19 protein-coding genes and 3 pseudogenes are annotated in these 18,271 nt (G+C 65.6%); 6 read left to right on the top strand and 16 right to left on the bottom strand.

The features are described from left to right. Nucleotides 1–40 precede the first annotated feature (40 nt). A complete protein-coding gene (locus NKJ47_RS10655) occupies nucleotides 41–1,081 on the top strand; it encodes a zinc-dependent alcohol dehydrogenase family protein (protein ID WP_254457896.1) in 1,041 nt (346 codons plus the stop codon). A gap of 495 nt (nucleotides 1,082–1,576) precedes the next feature. Here the strand turns inward: NKJ47_RS10655 and NKJ47_RS10650 are convergent, their stop codons facing one another. The 5 genes from NKJ47_RS10650 to NKJ47_RS10630 form a co-directional block, all read right to left on the bottom strand. Next, nucleotides 1,577–2,623 (bottom strand): glycoside hydrolase family 43 protein, encoded by a 1,047-nt coding sequence (locus NKJ47_RS10650; RefSeq protein ID WP_254457895.1) that lies wholly within the window; start codon nucleotides 2,621–2,623, stop codon nucleotides 1,577–1,579. Between the two features lie 283 nt (nucleotides 2,624–2,906). Then, complete coding sequence (locus NKJ47_RS10645) at nucleotides 2,907–3,806, bottom strand: alpha/beta fold hydrolase (protein ID WP_254457894.1); 900 nt, start codon at nucleotides 3,804–3,806, stop codon at nucleotides 2,907–2,909. Nucleotides 3,807–3,823: 17 nt separating this feature from the next. Then, entirely contained in the window at nucleotides 3,824–4,438 is a 615-nt protein-coding gene (locus tag NKJ47_RS10640) for a TetR/AcrR family transcriptional regulator (protein WP_254457893.1), read from the bottom strand. Nucleotides 4,439–4,554: 116 nt separating this feature from the next. Beyond that, on the bottom strand, nucleotides 4,555–5,688 hold the full coding sequence (locus tag NKJ47_RS10635) for an FAD-dependent oxidoreductase (RefSeq protein WP_254457892.1): 1,134 nt from the start codon (nucleotides 5,686–5,688) through the stop codon (nucleotides 4,555–4,557). Then, nucleotides 5,689–6,576 carry an NAD-dependent epimerase/dehydratase family protein gene (locus NKJ47_RS10630; protein ID WP_254457891.1) on the bottom strand — a complete coding sequence of 296 codons (888 nt, stop codon included), beginning with the start codon at nucleotides 6,574–6,576 and terminating at the stop codon, nucleotides 5,689–5,691. Between the two features lie 100 nt (nucleotides 6,577–6,676). Between NKJ47_RS10630 and NKJ47_RS10625 the strand changes: the two genes are divergently transcribed. Further along, nucleotides 6,677–7,393, top strand: a complete 717-nt coding sequence (locus NKJ47_RS10625; protein ID WP_254457890.1) for a TetR/AcrR family transcriptional regulator — start codon at nucleotides 6,677–6,679, stop codon at nucleotides 7,391–7,393. Here NKJ47_RS10625 and NKJ47_RS10620 read toward each other — a convergent pair. After that, nucleotides 7,365–7,499: pseudogene (locus tag NKJ47_RS10620) on the bottom strand (SDR family NAD(P)-dependent oxidoreductase); the annotation flags it as partial. The gene NKJ47_RS10625 and the pseudogene NKJ47_RS10620 sit on opposite strands and share 29 nt — an antisense overlap. Before the next feature lie 39 nt (nucleotides 7,500–7,538). Between NKJ47_RS10620 and NKJ47_RS10615 the strand changes: the two are divergent. Further along, nucleotides 7,539–7,967 (top strand): RidA family protein, encoded by a 429-nt coding sequence (locus NKJ47_RS10615; protein ID WP_429002407.1) that lies wholly within the window; start codon nucleotides 7,539–7,541, stop codon nucleotides 7,965–7,967. 94 nt (nucleotides 7,968–8,061) lie between these two features. Here NKJ47_RS10615 and NKJ47_RS20820 read toward each other — a convergent pair whose 3' ends face one another. The 6 genes and pseudogenes from NKJ47_RS20820 to NKJ47_RS10595 form a co-directional block, all read right to left on the bottom strand. Beyond that, a complete protein-coding gene (locus tag NKJ47_RS20820) occupies nucleotides 8,062–8,298 on the bottom strand; it encodes a hypothetical protein (protein ID WP_429002533.1) in 237 nt (78 codons plus the stop codon). Between the two features lie 104 nt (nucleotides 8,299–8,402). Further along, nucleotides 8,403–8,633, bottom strand: a pseudogene (locus NKJ47_RS20815) (aldo/keto reductase); the annotation flags it as partial. A 182-nt stretch (nucleotides 8,634–8,815) separates the two neighbouring features. Further along, nucleotides 8,816–9,826, bottom strand: a complete 1,011-nt coding sequence (locus NKJ47_RS10610; RefSeq protein WP_254457888.1) for a saccharopine dehydrogenase NADP-binding domain-containing protein — start codon at nucleotides 9,824–9,826, stop codon at nucleotides 8,816–8,818. A gap of 11 nt (nucleotides 9,827–9,837) precedes the next feature. After that, a complete protein-coding gene (locus NKJ47_RS10605; RefSeq protein WP_254457887.1) occupies nucleotides 9,838–10,185 on the bottom strand; it encodes a YybH family protein in 348 nt (115 codons plus the stop codon). Nucleotides 10,186–10,189: 4 nt separating this feature from the next. Next, entirely contained in the window at nucleotides 10,190–10,591 is a 402-nt protein-coding gene (locus NKJ47_RS10600; RefSeq protein ID WP_254457886.1) for a VOC family protein, read from the bottom strand. A gap of 11 nt (nucleotides 10,592–10,602) precedes the next feature. After that, nucleotides 10,603–11,346, bottom strand: a complete 744-nt coding sequence (locus tag NKJ47_RS10595; protein ID WP_254457885.1) for an SDR family NAD(P)-dependent oxidoreductase — start codon at nucleotides 11,344–11,346, stop codon at nucleotides 10,603–10,605. Nucleotides 11,347–11,480: 134 nt separating this feature from the next. On the opposite strand from NKJ47_RS10595, the gene NKJ47_RS10590 reads away from it, so the two are divergent. Continuing rightward, a complete protein-coding gene (locus NKJ47_RS10590) occupies nucleotides 11,481–12,392 on the top strand; it encodes an AraC family transcriptional regulator (protein ID WP_254457884.1) in 912 nt (303 codons plus the stop codon). Here the strand turns inward: NKJ47_RS10590 and NKJ47_RS10585 are convergent. From NKJ47_RS10585 to folD, 4 genes and pseudogenes are all read right to left on the bottom strand, one after another. Next, nucleotides 12,379–12,502 (bottom strand): annotated as a pseudogene (locus NKJ47_RS10585) (Arm DNA-binding domain-containing protein); the annotation flags it as partial. The gene NKJ47_RS10590 and the pseudogene NKJ47_RS10585 sit on opposite strands and share 14 nt — an antisense overlap. A gap of 299 nt (nucleotides 12,503–12,801) precedes the next feature. Beyond that, entirely contained in the window at nucleotides 12,802–14,367 is a 1,566-nt protein-coding gene (guaA, locus tag NKJ47_RS10580; RefSeq protein ID WP_254457883.1) for a glutamine-hydrolyzing GMP synthase, read from the bottom strand. A 100-nt stretch (nucleotides 14,368–14,467) separates the two neighbouring features. After that, on the bottom strand, nucleotides 14,468–15,925 hold the full coding sequence (gene guaB, locus NKJ47_RS10575) for an IMP dehydrogenase (protein ID WP_254457882.1): 1,458 nt from the start codon (nucleotides 15,923–15,925) through the stop codon (nucleotides 14,468–14,470). A gap of 171 nt (nucleotides 15,926–16,096) precedes the next feature. Further along, a complete protein-coding gene (gene folD, locus NKJ47_RS10570) occupies nucleotides 16,097–17,008 on the bottom strand; it encodes a bifunctional methylenetetrahydrofolate dehydrogenase/methenyltetrahydrofolate cyclohydrolase FolD (RefSeq protein ID WP_254457881.1) in 912 nt (303 codons plus the stop codon). 51 nt (nucleotides 17,009–17,059) lie between these two features. Here folD and NKJ47_RS10565 point away from each other — a divergent pair, with 51 nt between their 5' ends. Together NKJ47_RS10565 and NKJ47_RS10560 are read left to right on the top strand one after the other, a co-directional pair. After that, nucleotides 17,060–17,356, top strand: a complete 297-nt coding sequence (locus tag NKJ47_RS10565) for a DUF1244 domain-containing protein (RefSeq protein WP_254457880.1) — start codon at nucleotides 17,060–17,062, stop codon at nucleotides 17,354–17,356. A gap of 2 nt (nucleotides 17,357–17,358) precedes the next feature. Further along, nucleotides 17,359–18,132: an alpha/beta hydrolase gene (locus NKJ47_RS10560; protein ID WP_254457879.1), complete on the top strand. Its 774-nt coding sequence runs from the start codon at nucleotides 17,359–17,361 to the stop codon at nucleotides 18,130–18,132. Nucleotides 18,133–18,271: the final 139 nt, after the last annotated feature.

The raw sequence follows: 18,271 nt of genomic DNA, 5'->3' as shown, positions 1-18,271 counted from the left end.
GTGTTTTTTGGATCGATTATAGGAGTTCTACAGGCATAACGTGCACGTCCTCGATCACCACGCGGAGCAACCCGACATGCGCGCCTTCCAACTAGCGTCTGGAGAAGCCTGGCAACTTTCCCTGGGCCAGGCACCGGTGCCGCGCCCGGCGGCGGACGAGGTGCTGATCCGGCTGCATGCGGCCGGTCTGAACTATCTGGATCTGATGGTGGCGCGAGGACGGCTGGGCGATACCACGCCGCCCTTTGTCCCCGGCACGGATGGCGCAGGCGAGATCGTCGAGATGGGCGCGTCCGTCCGCGGCTGGACGATTGGAGATCGCGTGATGTCGGGGTTGATCGTCGACTGGTCGGCGGGCTTGCCGAGCGAAGCGACCACGCGGCGCATTCGTGGCGTCACCATGCCGGGTTCGCTCGCCGAGTATGCCGTCGTGCCAGCCAGCGCGCTGGTCCGCATCCCGGACGGCATGCCCTACACCCAGGCGGTCACCTTGCCGATCGCGGCCACCACCGCGTGGAACGCAATTTTCAAGAGCCGCACCGGCCCGGCGTCCACCGTGGCCTTGCTCGGTACCGGTGGCGTGAGCCTGTTTGCCTTGCAGTTCGCCAAGGCGGCGGGCGCGCGGGTGATCCTGTCCTCATCCTCGAATGAAAAGCTGGAGCGGGCACAGCGGCTCGGCGCCGACGTGCTCATCAACTACACCACGACCCCGGCGTGGGACGACGCCGTGCTCGAAGCGACCGACGGCCAGGGAGCGGACCTGGTGGTCGAAACAGTGGGTGGCACCACGTTCGCAAGGTCGATCAATGCCGCGCGGATCGGCGGTACCGTTTACGTGGTGGGCTTTATCGGAGGGATGGAGGTCAGCATGCCCGTGTTGCCGGTGATGGTGAAAACGCTGAACATCCTGGGCAGCCAGACCGGTTCCACCCGCGATCTGGCGCAAGCCGTGCAGGCGGTGCGTCAGGCACGCATCGAACCGGTGATCGATCGGGTGTTTCCGTTCGACGCCGCCGCCGATGCCTATGCTTACCTGGCCTCGGGCACACACTTCGGCAAGGTGGTGATCTCGATCAATTGAGCATCGGGTGCGCGTCGAGCAGCCACAGGCGGCAGCGCCCCCCAACTGGACGGTCAGCACCTCTGATCACAGACTCCGTGTCGGCTCCGCCAGCCAGCTCCGCTCAGCTCGCTCGGGTACCGGCCCTCAGCACGTCGCCGGCATCCTTCAGCTCGGGCAGCGACCGACATAACTGCATCACGTGATCGGCCTGCGATTTGGGCAGCACGCCGGCCGCGAGATCGGCGAACTTGGCCTCCAGTTGCCAAGCGCATTACGCTCGCTGCTGGAGGTCTCCAGCAGCGGGCCGCTCAGTGCAATCAGGTCGTAGATCACCGTGAGCAGCCTCGCCAGGTCGTTGATCGCGTTCTCTGTGCCCGGTGAGCGTAGCGCCATGCGGTGTCGCTTGCCAGCGGGGCATCCTCGCGTCGCCATCGACGATCGCATCGGCCGCGTCACTGCGCTATCGGCCCATCCAGACCGGCGCGTGCGCCCACCCTTCCTGCAGGAACCGGCCTAGCGCGCTTGAACGCGCTTCTGCCGCGTTCCGTCCAACGACCAGCGCGCATGCCAATCGATGCGGAAGCCATCGCCTTCGAGTCGCAGCGGCAGCCAGACATAGCGTCCATCGATGGCGTTCCCGGGATTCCAGCGATCGCCCATGTAGATGAAACGATCCGGCTGGCCCGGCATGGGCAGGATGTAGGCACTCTGGCTGTGGAAGGTGAGCGCGGCATCTTCGCCTTGCGCGGGATTACCGAATTCGGTCCACGGCCCCATCGGCGCTGCCGCGCTGGCGCCGTGCGCGGTGTTGGGCTTCCAGCCCGTGCACTCCGAGCCCATGAAGAAGTAGCGCCCGGCATGCTTGAAGATCGCCGGCGCCTCCAGCCACTGGTCCACGAAGATGCGCTGGTAGTCCCGCTCGGTATCCAGGTAATCGGCCGTCAGGCGCGTCACGTGCATGGTGGCGTTGCCTTCGGAGCTATAGAACAGATAGGCCGTGCCGTCGTCGTCCTGGAACAGCGTCATGTCGCGCGACTGCTGGCCGCTGGGCTGGAACGAGCGCAGGTAGCGGTACGGCCCGGCCGGCGCTTCGGCGACCGCCACGCCCACGCGGGCATCCTTGTAGCCATGCCCTGCCCGTTCCAGATGGAACCACATCACGTACTGGCCGGTGGCCGCGTTATGCAACACCTTGGGGCGCTCGATGATGGCGCCGTCGGCAATGTCCGACGCGGGATCCGTCGCCACCGGCAACGCGATGCCACGCGCATCCCAGTGCAGCAGGTCGGTGGACTGATAGACCGATACGCCGACATGCGCCGCGTTGCCGCCCTTGCCCGCGGTCTTGTATTCGCCAAACCAGTAATAACTGCCGTCGGGCGCCTTGAGCATCCCGGCGCCATGGGCGTTGATCACCTCGCCCTGGCGGTCGTGCCAGAGCTCGCCAGGCGCGATAGCCGCTGTTTTGTCGGCGGCTGAGGCCAGCAAGGGCGCAAGCAGCAAAAAGGAGATCGCGACGGTGAAGCCGCGGCCTCCGATCAGCCCTTTGCGAATCGACATTGCGCACGCCGCCACCGTTCGCCCCATTCCCGCATTCCTCGTAGTCAGTCCCACAGTCACATCAAACGCATGGCCGACATGCCCCTGGCGTCACGTCGGCTGTCCCGTGCGATCCCATCGACGCTGGCCCTCTTCCATGGCGATCGCGAGCAGTACGGACGCCTGCTGCCCGGCAAGCGCTACGACGGGGATCAGGCCGCTACGGTAGCCGATCCGTGTTTCGCGCGTTGCGCCGTTTCTCGTTCCGCCCGCCGACAAGCGCTCCCGCCTGTCCAACGCGGCGTCAGCGCTGCGCGAAGAAGTCGTCGAACATCCTCGCGAGCGCCTCTGGCTGTTCCTCCGGGATGAAGTGTCCGCTCCTGTCGACGGTCTCAGCGCGCAGGTCGTCGGCGAAAGCGCGCAACGGGCCGGCCATGTCGGGGATCGAACCTTGATCCGCGCTGACGGCCAGGACCGGCATGGTGAGCTTGGCGTCGCGGATCAGGGCACGGTTCTGCTCGGCGGAACGTGTGACGGCTCGATAGAAGGCAAGCCCTGCCCGCAGTGCGCCAGGCATGCTGAAGATGCGGACATACTCGTCGAGATCGGCATCGCTGAAGCTCCACGGGCTGGCCGCCTTGCGGCGCAGGAACCAGTCCAGATACACGCGCTCGCGGCCGGCGATCAACGCCTCGGGCAGATCGGCCACGGCATGGAAGGCGAAGTGCCAGGTCTTCCAGGCGCGATCGGGTGCCGCCGGCAGCATGTCCGGTAGCGTGACGCCAGGGATGCCGGCATCGAGAAGAGCCAGACGGTCGACCTCCCGAGGGAACATCAGGGCATAAGGCAGAGCGACCCACGCGCCGATGTCATGGGCGGCCAGTCCATAGCGGGAAACGCCGATCCGTTCGAGCAAGCCGTGGATGCGGCGCGCAACCGTTCCGGTGTCGTAACCATCGAGTGGCTTGTCCGAATCGCCTTGGCCAGGAAGGTCAAGGGCGATGAGCCGGAAGCGACCCGCGAGCAGCGGCATCACCTTGCGCCATGCGAACCAGCTTTCGGGATAGCCGGCGAGCAGGACAAGCGGCGGCGCGTCCTCCGGTCCGGTGGTCACGTAGTGCAGGCGCCCCCCGTCGACCGTTTCGAAGGCATGGCGGAAGGAACGGTCGTCCGTTGACGACGTGGTGCGGGCATGTGCGGGCATGGTGCTCCTCGTGGGATTCAGTCGAGCATCTTGAGCGCGGTCGTGATCAGTTCGGCGTGGTGCGCCGGGTCATGCAGCTTTCCGAGCGCACGAAGGCCCTGCAGCAGGCCGAGCAGCAGCTCCGCACAGGGCTCGACCGCAAGATCGCCGCGGATCGAACCATCGCGCTGTCCATCACGAAGCGTCGCGATCAGGGCCGCCCGGTTTTCGTCCAGGGATTTGCCGAGGGCGTCGCGCAGCGGATCGTCCAGCGTCGTCGCCTCGATCAAGCTCGCCAGCACGAGGCAGCCGCGCCGACCCTCAGCGCCGGAGGCGGACTCGAGGTAGAAGCGCAGGATTTCGGCGATCCGCTCGCGCCCGTTCAACGCGCCTTCGAGCCTGAGCGCCAACTGCTGGCGCCGATGTTCGAGGTAATGGGAAAACGCGGCCGAGAAGACCTGCCGCTTGTCCTTGAACGCCTTGTAGAGACTCCCCGCCGTCAGACCTGTGGCCTGTTTGAGATGGTCGATCGACGCTCCGTCGTAGCCATGCTCGCGAAACACCGGCACGGCCCGGGCGATAGCCGCCTCGAGGTCGAAGCTGCGCGGCCTGCCCATGGGCCGCCGGGCGTTTGATGAGGCGCGGTTGGTCATGCCTCAATATAGGAAATGATCGTTTCCAATGTCAAGAGCCGAGGATCCTTGCGAACGGCCCTCGTCCTCTTGCGGACCGGCGATGTCGTGGAGCGACGGCCATCCCCGGCCCTCGATCATGTCGCGGATGCATCAACCGCGAAGAGAGCGAGCAGGCTCTGCGGGGCGGTGTCGTCGAACATCACCCTCAGATTGCGCGCGGCTTCCGCGGCAGCGGCGGCGCTCCGGGGAAACAACGCCGACTCATACAGGCGCAGCCCGGTCTCCATATCGTCCGGATGGGCCGCGATGGCCCTGCCCAGTTCAGCGCCATCGAACATCGCAAGATTGGCCCCCTCGCCGGCGAACGGCGACATCAGGTGGGCCGCGTCGCCGAGCAGCGTCACGCCCGGCACAGGGTCCCAACGATGGTCGATCGGCAGCGTATGGATCGGGCGCAGGATCGGTGTCGTATCGCTGTCGGTGATGAGCGATGTCAGCGCCGGCGCCCAGTCCTTGAATTCAGTGAGGAATCTGTCCCCGACGGCGAAATCGCCTAGCCAATCCTCCGGTTGGTTCAACGCGACATAGGCATGAAGCACCGCGTTGGCCTCGCGATGCGCGAAGATGCCCTTGCCTGGCGCCGGCGCGAACATGGCGCCGGCACCCACTGCGGCGGCCGCCGCCTGGTGTCGGGTATCGACATCGTGGAGATAGGTCTCCAGGAAGGTCGTCCCGGCATAGCTTGGCGTTGCGGCCGACAGGAGCGGCCGGACCTTCGACCATGCGCCATCGGCGCCTACGAGCAGATCGGTGTCGATGTTCGATCCATCGGTGAAATGGAGCCGGTGCCGCCCGCCGCCGATCGACGCCGCGCTCGAGAGACGCTGCCGCCAGCGGATCAGCTCGGGAGGCAGTGAATCGAGCAGGATGCGACGCAGATCGCCCCGTTGCGCCTCCGGCCGCGTGCCGTGGCCGTCATCGGGCTCGTCGAGAAGAACCCTACCGTCCTTATCGAGCACCCGCGAGGCTTGCCCTCCCACATGGATGATGCCGCGGAATTCCTCGACCAGGTCCGCTGCTTGGAGCGCGCGTTGGCCGTTGTGTTCGTGAATGTCGAGCTGGCCGCCCTGCGGCCGCACGTCGGGCGAGAGCTCGCCTTCGTAGACCGTCGCGGGAATCCCATGAAGATGCAGGACCCGGGCAAGCGTGAGCCCGCCGAGCCCCGCGCCGATGATGGCGATGGAACGCTGGTGTGGACGCTGCGCCATTCAACCCTCCTGCCGCATCCAGTCGAGCATCGCGCCGACCTTGGGCCGCCACTGCAATTCGGCGCGCGCGCGCGTTGCCCGCACCCGACAGTGCGAGCCGAAGATGAAGGTATAGGTCTCGTCGACATGCGCGGCCGCCTCTTCGACCGACCAGGACTGCGCCTGGCCGAGGCCGAGACGATCGGCGATGGCCTGGGCCAGGTCGGCGAAGGTGTTCTGGCCGTTCTCCACCAGATAGCGGCTGCCAGCCGGCGCCTTGTCCAATGCGAGCAGGTAGAGGTCGACCAGGTCGCCGATATGGACGTTCGACCAAACGTTGGCGCCGCTCCCGATGAAACGTGCGACGCCATCCTTCTCCGCTTGCCGCTTCAACCGCGGCACCATGATGCTTTCCCGGTGCAGGCCTGCGCCCCAGCCATAGATGCAACTGTTGCACAGCACGATGGACCGGACGCCGCGCGCGGCGGCGTCCAGGATGTGCCGATCGATGCTGGCGCGATCGCCGAACTCCACCTCGGAGGGCAGCGGCGCGTCGTCGTCATAGGTCTGCTCGGACGCCCCGCCACGCGTGTCCTGCGCGTACGGGCCGGTTCCGCTGGTCTGCAACAGCGGCTTGCCCGACCCGGAGAGCCACTCGATGAGGGCCATCGCCGCCCCTCGGTGATCGCTGTCGGCCGCGTTGACGACACCATCGGAGGCGTACGCCTCGCGGACGATGAGATCACGATCGTCCAGATGGCCGAGCACCGGCACGATGCCCCTGCGCGCAAGCTGCTTCGCCTTCGCCTCGTCCCGAATCAGCCCGCGCACCTGATACCCGTCAGCCACAAGCCGGGCCGCGACGGCGCCCCCGATAAAACCGGCTGCGCCGGTCACAAAGATGGCCACGGATCCTCCCGTCCACGTATGGAATGTCGTTCCAATACAATGGAACGGCATTCCATTGCTGTCAACTTGGAATGTCGTTCCAAAAATGCAACGATGCCGCATGAAGCAGACAAAGCGGAAGGTTCGGAGACGGCACACGGCGCTTTCGCGGGAGCAGATCGTGGCGGCCGCCATCGACCTGCTTGATCGCGATGGTGAGGCGGGGCTCACCTTCAAGTCGCTCGCCACGCAGCTGACGACCGGCTCAGGTGCGATCTACGGCTACATCTCCAACAAGAACGATCTGATGGTCGCCGCCTCGGACGCGGTCATCGCCCAGGTGCATCGCGACAGCGTGTCCGCCGAGGATCCGCGAAGTTCGATCAGGGCATTCGCCCTGGGGATGTTCGACGCGTTCGACGCGCATCCTTGGGTGGGAGCCGCGCTGACCCGGATGCCGGGTCAATCCCCACTCGTGCGCGTTTTCGACACTGTGGGCCAACATGTGCGTGCCCTTGGCGTCCCGTCTGACAAGGAATGGGCCTCGGCGATGGCGGTGTTCAGTTACATCGTCGGCGTGGGCGTCCAGAACGCCGCCAACGCGCAAGCCGCACGCGCGCTCGCCCTGGACAGAACCGAGGCACTGGCGGCGCTGGCGGGAAGCTGGTCAGCGCTCGATCCGGCGAGTTATCCGTTCGCGCAAAGCGTCGGATCGCAACTCCGTGCCCATGACGATCGCGCCGACTTCCTCGCCGGCATCGACATCCTCATCGCGGGAATGACGCGCGATCAATCCCCACCGCGCCGTCATCCAGCGCCGCTTGTCGCCTTCCGGTGATCACAACGCGAGCGCCTTCGCTCGCCAACCGCTTGGCGATCGCCAATCCGATTCCACTTCCGCCACCGGTCACGACGGCGATCTTTCCGTTCAACTTCGACGGCATCAATGTGGAAGTGGTTTGCCAGCATGCCGATAGCGCTCCATGACGACAGGAGCGCCCGTGCCTAGACAAGCGATACAGCCCCCTGCCTTGTTTTCGAGCCGTGCCTGGGGATTCTCGCAAGTCGTGATCAGTGAGCCGGGGCGGATGGTGTCGATCGCCGGACAGGTCGCGTGGGACGCCGGCGGCAGGAAGAACGCAGAGGGCCTGGAGGGCCAGTTCCGTCAAGCATTGAAGCAGGTGTGCATCGCCGTAGAGGCGGCTGGTGGCACTTCAGGTGATATCCAGAACTTGCGCATCTATATCCCGAACTTGCGATCGGGTTCGGATGCCGATGTGCTTGCAAAGGTTCTGGTGGAGACGTTTGGCTCCGAGAATCCACCGGCCTCATCGTGGATTGGTGTTCAGGCCCTGGCCCAACCGGAGTACTTGGTCGAGGTGGAGGCCATGGCTGTCATTCCGGTCAAGTAGCGCGCCGCCCGCGCTTGTGGAGTGGGAGGTGCGATACAGAAAGCGGCAACGTTATGGATCGGATTGCCAGCCGCGATGGTGCCGCCGTGGGCGCTCAGACTGGTCGGATGCCCTGTACCAACTGGGCAAGGCGATCCAGGACTTCCAGCTCGGCCTCCGTCAGCTGGATGTCCGGCGCTCCGAGATTCTCTTCCAGTCGGTTGCGCTTGTGAGTCCCTTGGGATGGGTACGCCGGTGAGACCGTGTGCCACCGCTCGCAGTGAACCCACGACAATGCCACCTGTGCGGGCGTCGCAATCCACGCCTGGGCAACGCGGCGGATTTCCTCCACCAACGCGGGGCATTGCTATCCGCATTGTCTCCAGCGAACCGCGGGAGGTAACGACGCACGTCGCCGTCATCGAGTTGTGCGATGTCCACGCCCCTGCCGAGCATGCCGCGTCCCAATTGCGGGTACGGTAGCAATGCGATGCCCAGGTCGGCGGCAGCCGGCACGGAACTCTGGTCGATGTCTCGCGAGAACAGCGACCATTCCGATTGGACAGCCGCGATCGGATGAATGGCATGTGCCTCCTGCACTTCATCGCCACTCACCTCCGACAGCCCGAGGTGGCGGACCTTGCGGGCAGTCACAAGCTCAGCCATCGTCCCCACCGACTCGGCCAAGGGGGCCAGTGCGGGGATCTCAGGGCCCTGGCGACATGCGACTTCGTTCGGTGCAACGCGTACCTGGCCAGGACGTGGCCATCTTCCAGCCAGTTGAAGTGGCGTGAGGCGGGGGCGAGAAGGTCGGCGACTCTGGCAACAATAAGTCGCCCTTGCGGCGATGGCACGTTGCAAAAGCTAAGTCACACATCGCCCTCGATGGTCGCGGCGTCGATGATCCGGGTATCGGCGATCGTTTCGGCAAAACCGTGGCCGAACACACCTGCGGGAGTCTGGAACCCATGGCGAAGCTCTCCGCACAACACCCGCCGCGCGGCCTCAGCAGCGGCCATGGCGGTGAAGGTATAGCCGTTCACCGTATCCAGGACCGAGCGCGCAACCGAGCCGTCGGCGTCGGTGACTTCGACGGCCGCATGGTATCGATTGGCCGCCCGCTCTTCCGGGCTCGGGCCTGCAGGGAGTTCCGCCACGTCTCCCGCCGGGAATGCGCCTGCGGTGACATGAACGAAGGTCTCGATGTCGCGCACGCCGGTCGCGTGGTGGATGGTCAGGAGATCGGGCAAGGTCACAGGGAACGAAGACTGCGGCCCGTTGCCGAAGTCGAAGACCTGCAGTTCCTCGGGACTGCGCGCAACGAGTTCCCCGTCGACGAGATGGAGCATCTCGGCCACCACATTCTGCGTCGCGCTGGTCACCGACCCTCGCGACATCCCGCCCGCCACCTCGAGTGCTATGCGGATCCTCTTTGGATCCTTGACCCGCACCGCGGCATGACCGGCAAGACTCCCGAGCATCGCGACACTGCCCCCGCTTCCGGGCAGAAGCATCACGCCTGCAGCTCGTGCTTGCCCATCGAGGGCCATCGCCTGTCGATAGGTGCCGAGCTCGGCCGAGAAATCGAGGTAGTGCACGCCGGCACGGATGGCGGCAGCCATGAGCGGCTCGGCCGTGACCATGAAGGGTCCGGCGGCGTTGAGCAGCACGCAGACGCCTTCGAGTCCGAGGTGGATTGCATCGGAATCGTCAAGGGAGAAGAACCGTGCCTCGGCACCGAGCCGCTGGGCGAGTGTCTCCAGCGCCGCCCGGCTTTGAGCACGGCCTGCAAAAACCAGGTCGAGACCTGCGGACGCGGCATGCTCTGCCACCATGCCGCCGGTATACCCGGCGGCTCCATAGATCATCAGTTTTTTCATTGTGGATCCGGCTATTCGAGCGAGGCGTCGATGCGCAGGATCAGCCCCTGGGCGTCGACCGACATTTCCAACAGGCCGATCTCGTGGCCGAAATCCCCGGTGAAATCCACCCGCACGCGCGCCCGGTTGTCGTCAAGGAACTCGATCGACATGAACGTTGTCACCGTGTGATAGCCGATGAAGTACTCCTGGATATAGCGCCGGATGCCAGCGTGGCCGTCGAAGCGATGGCCGGTGGACGGGTCGTCGATCACCGCATCCGCTGTGAACAAGGCCAATGCCTTTTTGACGTCGAAGGCGTTGGTCGCAGCGATCAGGGCATTCGCGATCTTGCGTAGGTTTGCTGTCTGCTGAGTCATCCCACTAGGTCCCGTGTTGCCAGCTTTTGTAGACGAACTCCAGGCTGTAGCCATCCAGGTCCCTGACCTGCGCGGCGTAGTAGCGGGGATCGTAGTGAAGCTGTGGCCCGGGCGCATGGATCTCGGTCGCGCCGGCGGCCAAGGCCTCCGCAAAGGCGGCATCCACCATTTCCTCGGAGTCCGCAATGAAGCCAATGTGCACGGCACTGGGCGCCGCAACTCCTTGTCGTAGCCAGAATGACATGCGGCCTTTTGCTCCGAAGCCCTTCAGGTCGGGATGGCCCGCCGGGCCGTCCTTCCCGTCATAGTCGAGCCGGTTGGTGATCCCAAGGACGGGAAGCACTCTTTCGTAGAAAGCAACCGAGCGATCAATGTCATTCACGGTGAGAAAAATGTGATCGATCATGGGATCGTCCCTCAGACGAAGTAGCCGCCAGCGACTTCGATGTCCTGGGCGTTGATCCAGGCACCGTCGGCGGTCAACAGCGACGCGATCACACGGGCCACCTCTTCTGGTTCGCCCACGCGCCCAAGGGCGGTTTGAGAGCCAAGTAGCGCCTCGAACGCATCGTTCAGTCCCCCGCCGAGTTCGGTGCGGATGGGTCCCGGCGATACCGAGTTGGCCCGGATGCGGCGTTCGCCGAATTCCTTGGCCATGTAGCGCGTTAATACCTCCAGGCCTCCCTTGAATGCCGCATAGGGCGCAACGCCCGCGGTGGCCACCCGCGTGGTTGCGCTCGTCAGGTTGACGATGCTGGCGCCCTCGCTCAGCAACGGCAGCAGTGCCTGAGTGAGAAAGAACGGGCCTTTCAGATGCACGTTCATCAAGCCATCGAACTGGTTCTCGGTGACGGTTTCGATGAGATTGAACAGACCATAGCCTGCGTTGTTGACCAGGCCGGCCAGCTGGCTCGTTCCCCATGTAGACGCCAGCGCCCGTTCCACCGCGTCTCGAAAGCCTGTAAAGGTGCTGACGTCGGCGACGTTCAGCGGCAACGCAACCGCCTTGCCTCCCGCGTGCGCAATGCTGCGAATCACGTCTTCCGCGGCGTCTGGATTCTGGTTGTAGGTGAGGATGACACCAAATCCGCGCCGTGCGCATTCGACTGCGGTGCTCGCGCCGATGCCCCGGCTGCCTCCGGTGATGACGATGATTCCCATGAGTGGCTCCTTGAAATTCGGTATCGCCACGATAGGCGTGCGTCACGGTGCTGGCTCACCTGATCGCGCCTCATTCCTGCCTATTTCTGCTCGGTCGCTTGCCCACAGCCGAAGGTCGAAGTTCAATGGGCCTCATGGAAAACCAATTGAGCGAACTGCGGAGCCTGGCCGCTCACGCGCAAAATCGTCGAACCGAGACTGGCATACCACGCGTGGCGATGGTTCAGGGAGCTGTTCCAGAACACGAGCTCGCCGCCGTCTATGAGCCCATGGTCAACGTGATCCTGCAGGGAAGTAAGTCCATGACCGTGGGGGGACAGACCCTGCACTATGATCCTGCCACCTATTTCGTCATGTCCGTCGACCTGCCTGCGGCCGGCATCGTGCGCAGCAGCGATTCGGGCGCGCCCTATCTCGCGGTAAGCCTGACGCTCGACCCGTCGCTACTGGCGGGATTGCTGTCCGATTTGCCCGATGCTGCCGCGGCAAGACGCCGCGAAATGGGCTTCTCGGTCGCTGCCATGACCACGGAGTTGCTCGATGCCTGGGTACGCATGCTGCGCCTGATGAAACATCCGATGGATATTCCGGCCCTTGCACCCGCGTATGAACGCGAGATCCTTTACCGCGTGCTGCAAGGCCCAATGGGCTGGATGCTGCATGACATCGCGACGCCGGATACCGCCTTGGCGCGCATGAACCGGGCCATCCAACGTATCCGCCAGGACTACGCGCGCCCCCTGCGGATCGAGGAACTGGCCAAAGAAGTTGCGATGAGCGCATCGGCGTTCCACCGTCACTTCAAAGCCGTGACAGCGCTGAGTCCGCTGCAATACCAGAAACAGATTCGCCTGCTGCAGGCGCGCACGTGGCTGGTCACTGCGGGCTACAGCGTCACCACAGCGGCACATGAGGTGGGCTACGAGAGTCCGACCCAGTTCAGCCGCGAGTACGCTCGTGAATTTGGATTGCCGCCAGCGAAGGACGTACTACGTATTCACAACGCAATGCGTACCAAAGACGGCACCACCAATAGCGAAAGGTGACGGTACCGGTGGGCGATACCGTCACGTACATTCCATCGCGATCAAGATCCGTATAGATCTTGGACTTGGACTTGGGCTTGAGATTGCGCAGGTGCGGTGTCGGTCAGCATCGAGGTTTTTTCTCCTATTCATGACGGCTTTTACCGTCAGGGACTCGGAGACCCGTTGATGCTCGAACGCCACATGAAACAAGCTTTCCTCAAGAGGTTTTACCGTCAAAGACCGTTTCGGCCTCAATAATGAATGGGAGGGTCTTGATCCGACCTCCGGTTCGTACCGCCAGCGCGACCGCCAACTTGTCGTGCTAGCCAGCGATAGCTACCGATAGAAGCCGCGACCTGCTTCCTTTCAGATCAACAATTTGCGACGATTTTTCGATAGCTGGCGATAGCCCCGGAAGGACCTGATTTCACTCCCACTCGATCGTCGCCGGCGGCTTGCCGGAGATGTCGTAGACCACGCGCGAGACGCCACGCAGTTCGTTGATGATGCGGTTACTGACGGTGCCGAGGAAGTCGTACGGCAGGTGCGCCCAGTGCGCGGTCATGAAGTCGATGGTCTCCACCGCGCGCAGGGCGATCACCCATTCGTAGGCGCGGGCGTCGCCGACCACGCCGACCGACTTGACCGGCAGGAACACGGCGAAGGCCTGGCTGGTCTTGTCGTACAAATCGGCCTTGCGCAGTTCGTCGATGAAGATGGCGTCGGCCTTGGCCAGCAGTTCGGCGTACTCGCGCTTCACTTCGCCGAGGATGCGCACGCCCAGGCCGGGGCCGGGGAACGGATGGCGGTAGACCATGCTGCGCGGCAGGCCGAGTTCGACGCCCAGGCGCCGCACTTCGTCCTTGAACAGTTCGCGCAGCGGCTCGACCAGGCCCAGCTTCATGTGCTCGGGCAGGCCGCCGACGTTGTGGTGGCTCTTGATGACGTGCGCCTTGCCGGTCTTGCTGCCGGCCGATTCGATCACGTCCGGGTAGATGGTGCCCTGCGCCAGCCACTTGGCGTTGCGAAGCTTGTTCGACTCTTCGTCGAAGATCTCCACGAACAGGTTGCCGATGATCTTGCGCTTGGCTTCCGGATCGCTGACGCCGGCCAGCGCCTGGAAGTAGCGGTCGGCGGCGTTGACCCGGATCACCTTGACGCCCATGTGCTCGGCGAACATCGCCATCACCTGGTCGCCTTCCTGCCAGCGCAGCAGGCCGGTGTCGACGAACACGCAGGTCAACTTGTCGCCGATCGCCTTGTGCAGCAGCGCGGCGACCACCGACGAATCCACGCCGCCGGACAGGCCGAGGATCACCTCATCCTCGCCAACCTGGGCGCGCACGCGGGCGATCTGGTCCTCGATGATGTTGGCCGCGGTCCACAGCGTGGCGCAGCCGCACACATCGACCACGAAGCGGCGCAACAGGGTCTGGCCCTGCAGGGTGTGGGTGACTTCCGGATGGAACTGCACGCCGTACCAGCGCTTGGCCTCGTTGGCCATGGCGGCCACGGGGATGCGGTCGGTGGTCGCGGTGATGGTGAAGCCCGGCGGCGCGACGGACACGTGGTCGCCGTGGCTCATCCAGACATTCAGGCGCGGCTCGCCGCCGTGGTCGCTTAGGCCCTTGAACAGCGCATCGGGGTGGATCACGTTGACTTCGGCATGGCCGAACTCGCGCTGGTCCGCCGCCTCGGTGGCGCCACCAAGCTGCGCGGCCAGGGTCTGCATGCCGTAGCAGATGCCGAAGATCGGCAGGCCGCTGTCGAACACTTCCTGCGGCGCGGCCGGCGCACCCGGCAGCGTGGTCGATTCCGGGCCACCGGAGAGGATGATGCCCTTGGCGCCGAAGCCGGCGATCTCGGCCGGATCGTGGTCCCACGCCCAGATCTCGCAGTACACGCCCAGTTCGCGAATGCGCCGCGCGATCAACTGCGTGTACTGCGCACCGAAATCGAGGATGAGGATCTTGTCGCTGTGGATGTTGGTCATCTGGGCCGGGAATCGGGAACGGGGAATCGGGAATGGGCAAAGCGGTGCAGACGCTGGTTCATCGATTCCCGACTCCCGATTCCCCATTCCCGGATGGGCATCAGCCCATCCTGTAGTTCGGCGGTTCCTTGGTGATCTGCACGTCGTGGACGTGGCTCTCGCGCTGGCCGGCACCGGTGATGGTGACGAACTTCGGCTTGGTGCGCATGTCTTCGATGGTGGCGCAGCCCACGTAGCCCATGGTCGCGCGCAGGCCGCCGACCAGCTGGTGGATGATGCCGCTGAGCGGGCCGCGGTACGGCACGCGGCCTTCGATGCCTTCCGGCACGAGCTTGTCGGCGTCGGAGGCGTCCTGGAAGTAACGGTCCTTGCTGCCCTTCTCCATCGCGCCCAGGCTGCCCATGCCGCGGTAGCTCTTGTAGCTGCGGCCCTGGAACAGTTCGACCTCGCCCGGGGCTTCCTCGGTGCCGGCGAACAGGCCGCCGACCATCACCGTGGAAGCGCCGGCGACCAGCGCCTTGCCGATGTCGCCGGAATAGCGGATGCCGCCGTCGGCGATCAGCGGGATGCGGTCCTGCAGCGCCTCGGCGACCATGTCGATCGCGGTGATCTGCGGCACGCCGACGCCGGCGACCACGCGCGTGGTGCAGATCGAGCCCGGACCCACGCCGACCTTGACCGCGTCGGCACCGGCGTCCATCAGCGCCAGCGCGGCGTCGCCGGTGACGATGTTGCCGCCGATCACCTGCAGCTGCGGGTAGGTCTTCTTGACCCAGGCCACGCGCTCGATCACGCCCTGCGAATGGCCGTGCGCGGTGTCGACGATGACCACGTCCACGCCGGCCGCGGCCAGCAGTTCGATGCGCTGTTCGGTGTCGCCGCCGACGCCCACCGCGGCGCCGACCAGCAGCCGCGTGGCGGCGTCCTTGGCGGCGTTGGGGTTGTCGGTCTTCTTCTGGATGTCCTTGACCGTGATCAGGCCGCGCAGCTCGAAGCCGTCGTTGACCACCAGGATCTTCTCGATGCGGTGGCGGTGCAGCAGCTGCAGCACCTCCTCGTCGCTGGCGCCTTCGCGCACGGTGACCAGGCGATCCTTCTTGGTCATGATGTGGCGGACCGGATCGTCGAGCTTCTTCTCGAAGCGCATGTCGCGGCTGGTGACGATGCCGACCAGTTCGCTGCCGTCCACCACCGGCACGCCGGAGATGTTGCGGGCGCGGGTCAGTTTCAGCACCTCGCCGATGGTGGTGTCCGGGCTGACCGTGAACGGCTCGGTGATGACGCCGGCCTCGAACTTCTTGACCTTGGCCACTTCGGCCGCCTGCTGCGCCGGGGTCAGGTTCTTGTGGATGATGCCGATGCCGCCGAGCTGGGCCATGGCCACCGCCAGGCGGTGCTCGGTGACCGTGTCCATCGCCGCCGACAGGATCGGCAGTTTCAGGCGCAGGTCGCGGGTCAGCCGGGTTTCCAGGCTGACGTCCTTGGGCAGGACGGTCGAATGGGCGGGGACGAGCGAGACGTCGTCGTAGGTGAGAGCTTCAGCCTGGATGCGTAGCATCGGCGGACCCGAGTGTGGGGAAGCGCGGCATTTTAACGCATTTGCGGCGGGGATTGGGGATTCGGGAGTGGGGATTCGGAAGAACAGAGCCTTCCACAGCAGCCGTCGTATGGTTGCCGTGGGCGCCACAAGCCGTCCCGGATGCAACCGGGATCGCCCTTTGCTGTTGCTTTAGCGAATCCCGACTCCCGACTCCCGAATTCCCGCCGCCTCAGCGGCCTCGATCGTGTTCTGCATCAGCGTCGCCACGGTCATCGGCCCCACCCCGCCCGGCACCGGCGTGATCCAGCTGGCGCGCTGCGCCGCCGCGTCGAAGCCGACGTCGCCGACCAGGCGACCGTCGTCCAGGCGGTTGATGCCGACGTCGATCACCACCGCGCCCGGCTTGACCCATTCGCCCGGGATCAGCCCCGGCCGGCCCACCGCCACCACCAGAATGTCGGCGTCGCGCACCCGCGCCTGCAGCACGTCCGGTGGGGTGAACTTGTGGCAGCAGCTGACCGTGCAGCCGGCGATCAGCAGTTCCAGCGCCATCGGCCGGCCGACGTGGTTACTCACGCCGACGATGGTGGCGTTGCGCCCGCGCACCGGCTGGTCGGTATGCGCCAGCAGGGTGACGATGCCGCGTGGCGTGCACGGGCGCAGGCCGAACTCGCGCAGCGCCAGGTGGCCGACGTTCTCCGGATGGAAGCCGTCCACGTCCTTGCGCGGATCGATGCGGTGGATCAGCCGGCTGGCATCGGGAATGCCCGGCAGCGGCAGCTGCACCAGGATGCCGTGGATCTTGGGATCGGCGTTGAGCCGGTCGATCAGCGCCAGCAGCTCGGCTTCGCTGGTGCCTGCGGGCAGGTCGTAGTCGAACGCCTCGATGCCGACCTTCTCGGCCGCGCGGCGCTTGTTGCGCACGTACACGGTGGAGGCCGGATCGCCGCCCACCAGCACCACCGCCAGCCCGGGCCGCGGCTGCCCGGCCGCCAGCCGCGCATCGACCCGTGCCTTGAGTTGATCGAGCAGGTCTTCGGCGATGCGCCGCCCGTCGAGGATGCGGGCCGGGACGGAGGAGACGGGCGCGGAATCGGTCATCGGGGCGGGCGGGTGTAGAGTCGGGGGATGTCCATTGTCCCCGATTCCGCCATGACCGACACCACCCGCATCGAAGCCGCCGCCTTCCGCCGCCTGCTGCAGCACCTCAATCAGGACCGCCCCGACGTGCAGAACATCGACCTGATGATCCTGGCCGGGTTCTGCCGCAACTGCCTGGCCGACTGGTACCGCGAGGCGGCGGCGGCCGAAGGCGAGGTGCTCAGTAAGGACCAGGCGCGCGAACGCGTCTATGGCATGCCGTTCGCCGACTGGAAGGCGCAGCACCAGGCCGAGGCCACCCCGGAGCAACTGGCCGCCTTCGCCGAGGCGCAGCGCAAGCACGGCTAGCGATGTTGCGCTTCGCCGGGGTCGCACTCGCCACCCTCGTCGCCGCCTATCTGGTGGTCTGCGCCCTGCTCTACCTGGGCCAGCGCGACCTGCTGTATTTCCCGCAAAGCACGCGGGTCGCGCCGGCGCAGACCGATATCGCGCTACGGCGCGGCGCGGACGTGCAGGTTCGCGGCTGGCGGGTCAATCCCGGCCGCGACAAGGTGCTGCTGTACTTCGGCGGCAATGCCGAGGATCTGCGCGAGGCGCGCGCGCAGCTGCAGGCCGCCCTGCCCGACTACAGTCTTTACCTGCTGGCCTACCGCGGCTACGGCGCCAGCGATGGCACACCCAGCGAGACCGCGCTGGTCGGCGACGCCGTGGCGCTGTACGACCACGTGCGGACCGCGCAGCCGCAGGCGCAGATCGCGGTACTGGGGCGCAGCCTGGGCAGCGGCGTGGCCAGCCAGCTGGCGGCGCGCCGCGCGGTGTCGCGGCTGGCGCTGGTGACGCCGTTCGACAGCCTGGTCTCGGCGGCGCAGGCGCACTATCCGTGGGTGCCGGTACGCTGGCTGCTGCGCGACCGCTACGATTCGGCGCAGGCCTTGCGCGCCTATCGCGGCCCACTGCTGATCCTGCACGCCGGCCGCGATCAGGTGGTGCCGCCGGCCAGCACGGATGCCCTGCTCAAGGCGTTGCCGCAACGCCCGAGCGTGGTCGCGTTCGCGCAGGCCGACCACAACGACATCAGCGCCGATCCAGGCTACGTGCAGGCGCTGCAGGCGTTCTTGCGCTGAGGCGACATCGCTCGAACGGCGTACTCGGCAGGTCCTGGGTGGAGTCAACTGTCATGCAGCCGCGACACGCGAGGTGGTGTGTGCTTTCCGATGGTCCACTGGGTCGGGACTGAAGTCCCTCCCACAGTGCACGCGGCGG

It is taken from the genome of Xanthomonas sacchari (genome assembly GCF_024266585.1).
Taxonomy (GTDB): domain Bacteria; phylum Pseudomonadota; class Gammaproteobacteria; order Xanthomonadales; family Xanthomonadaceae; genus Xanthomonas_A; species Xanthomonas_A sacchari_C.
The sequence above is the reverse complement of the archived record's forward strand: the minus strand, read 5'-3'. Positions and strand labels throughout refer to the sequence as shown.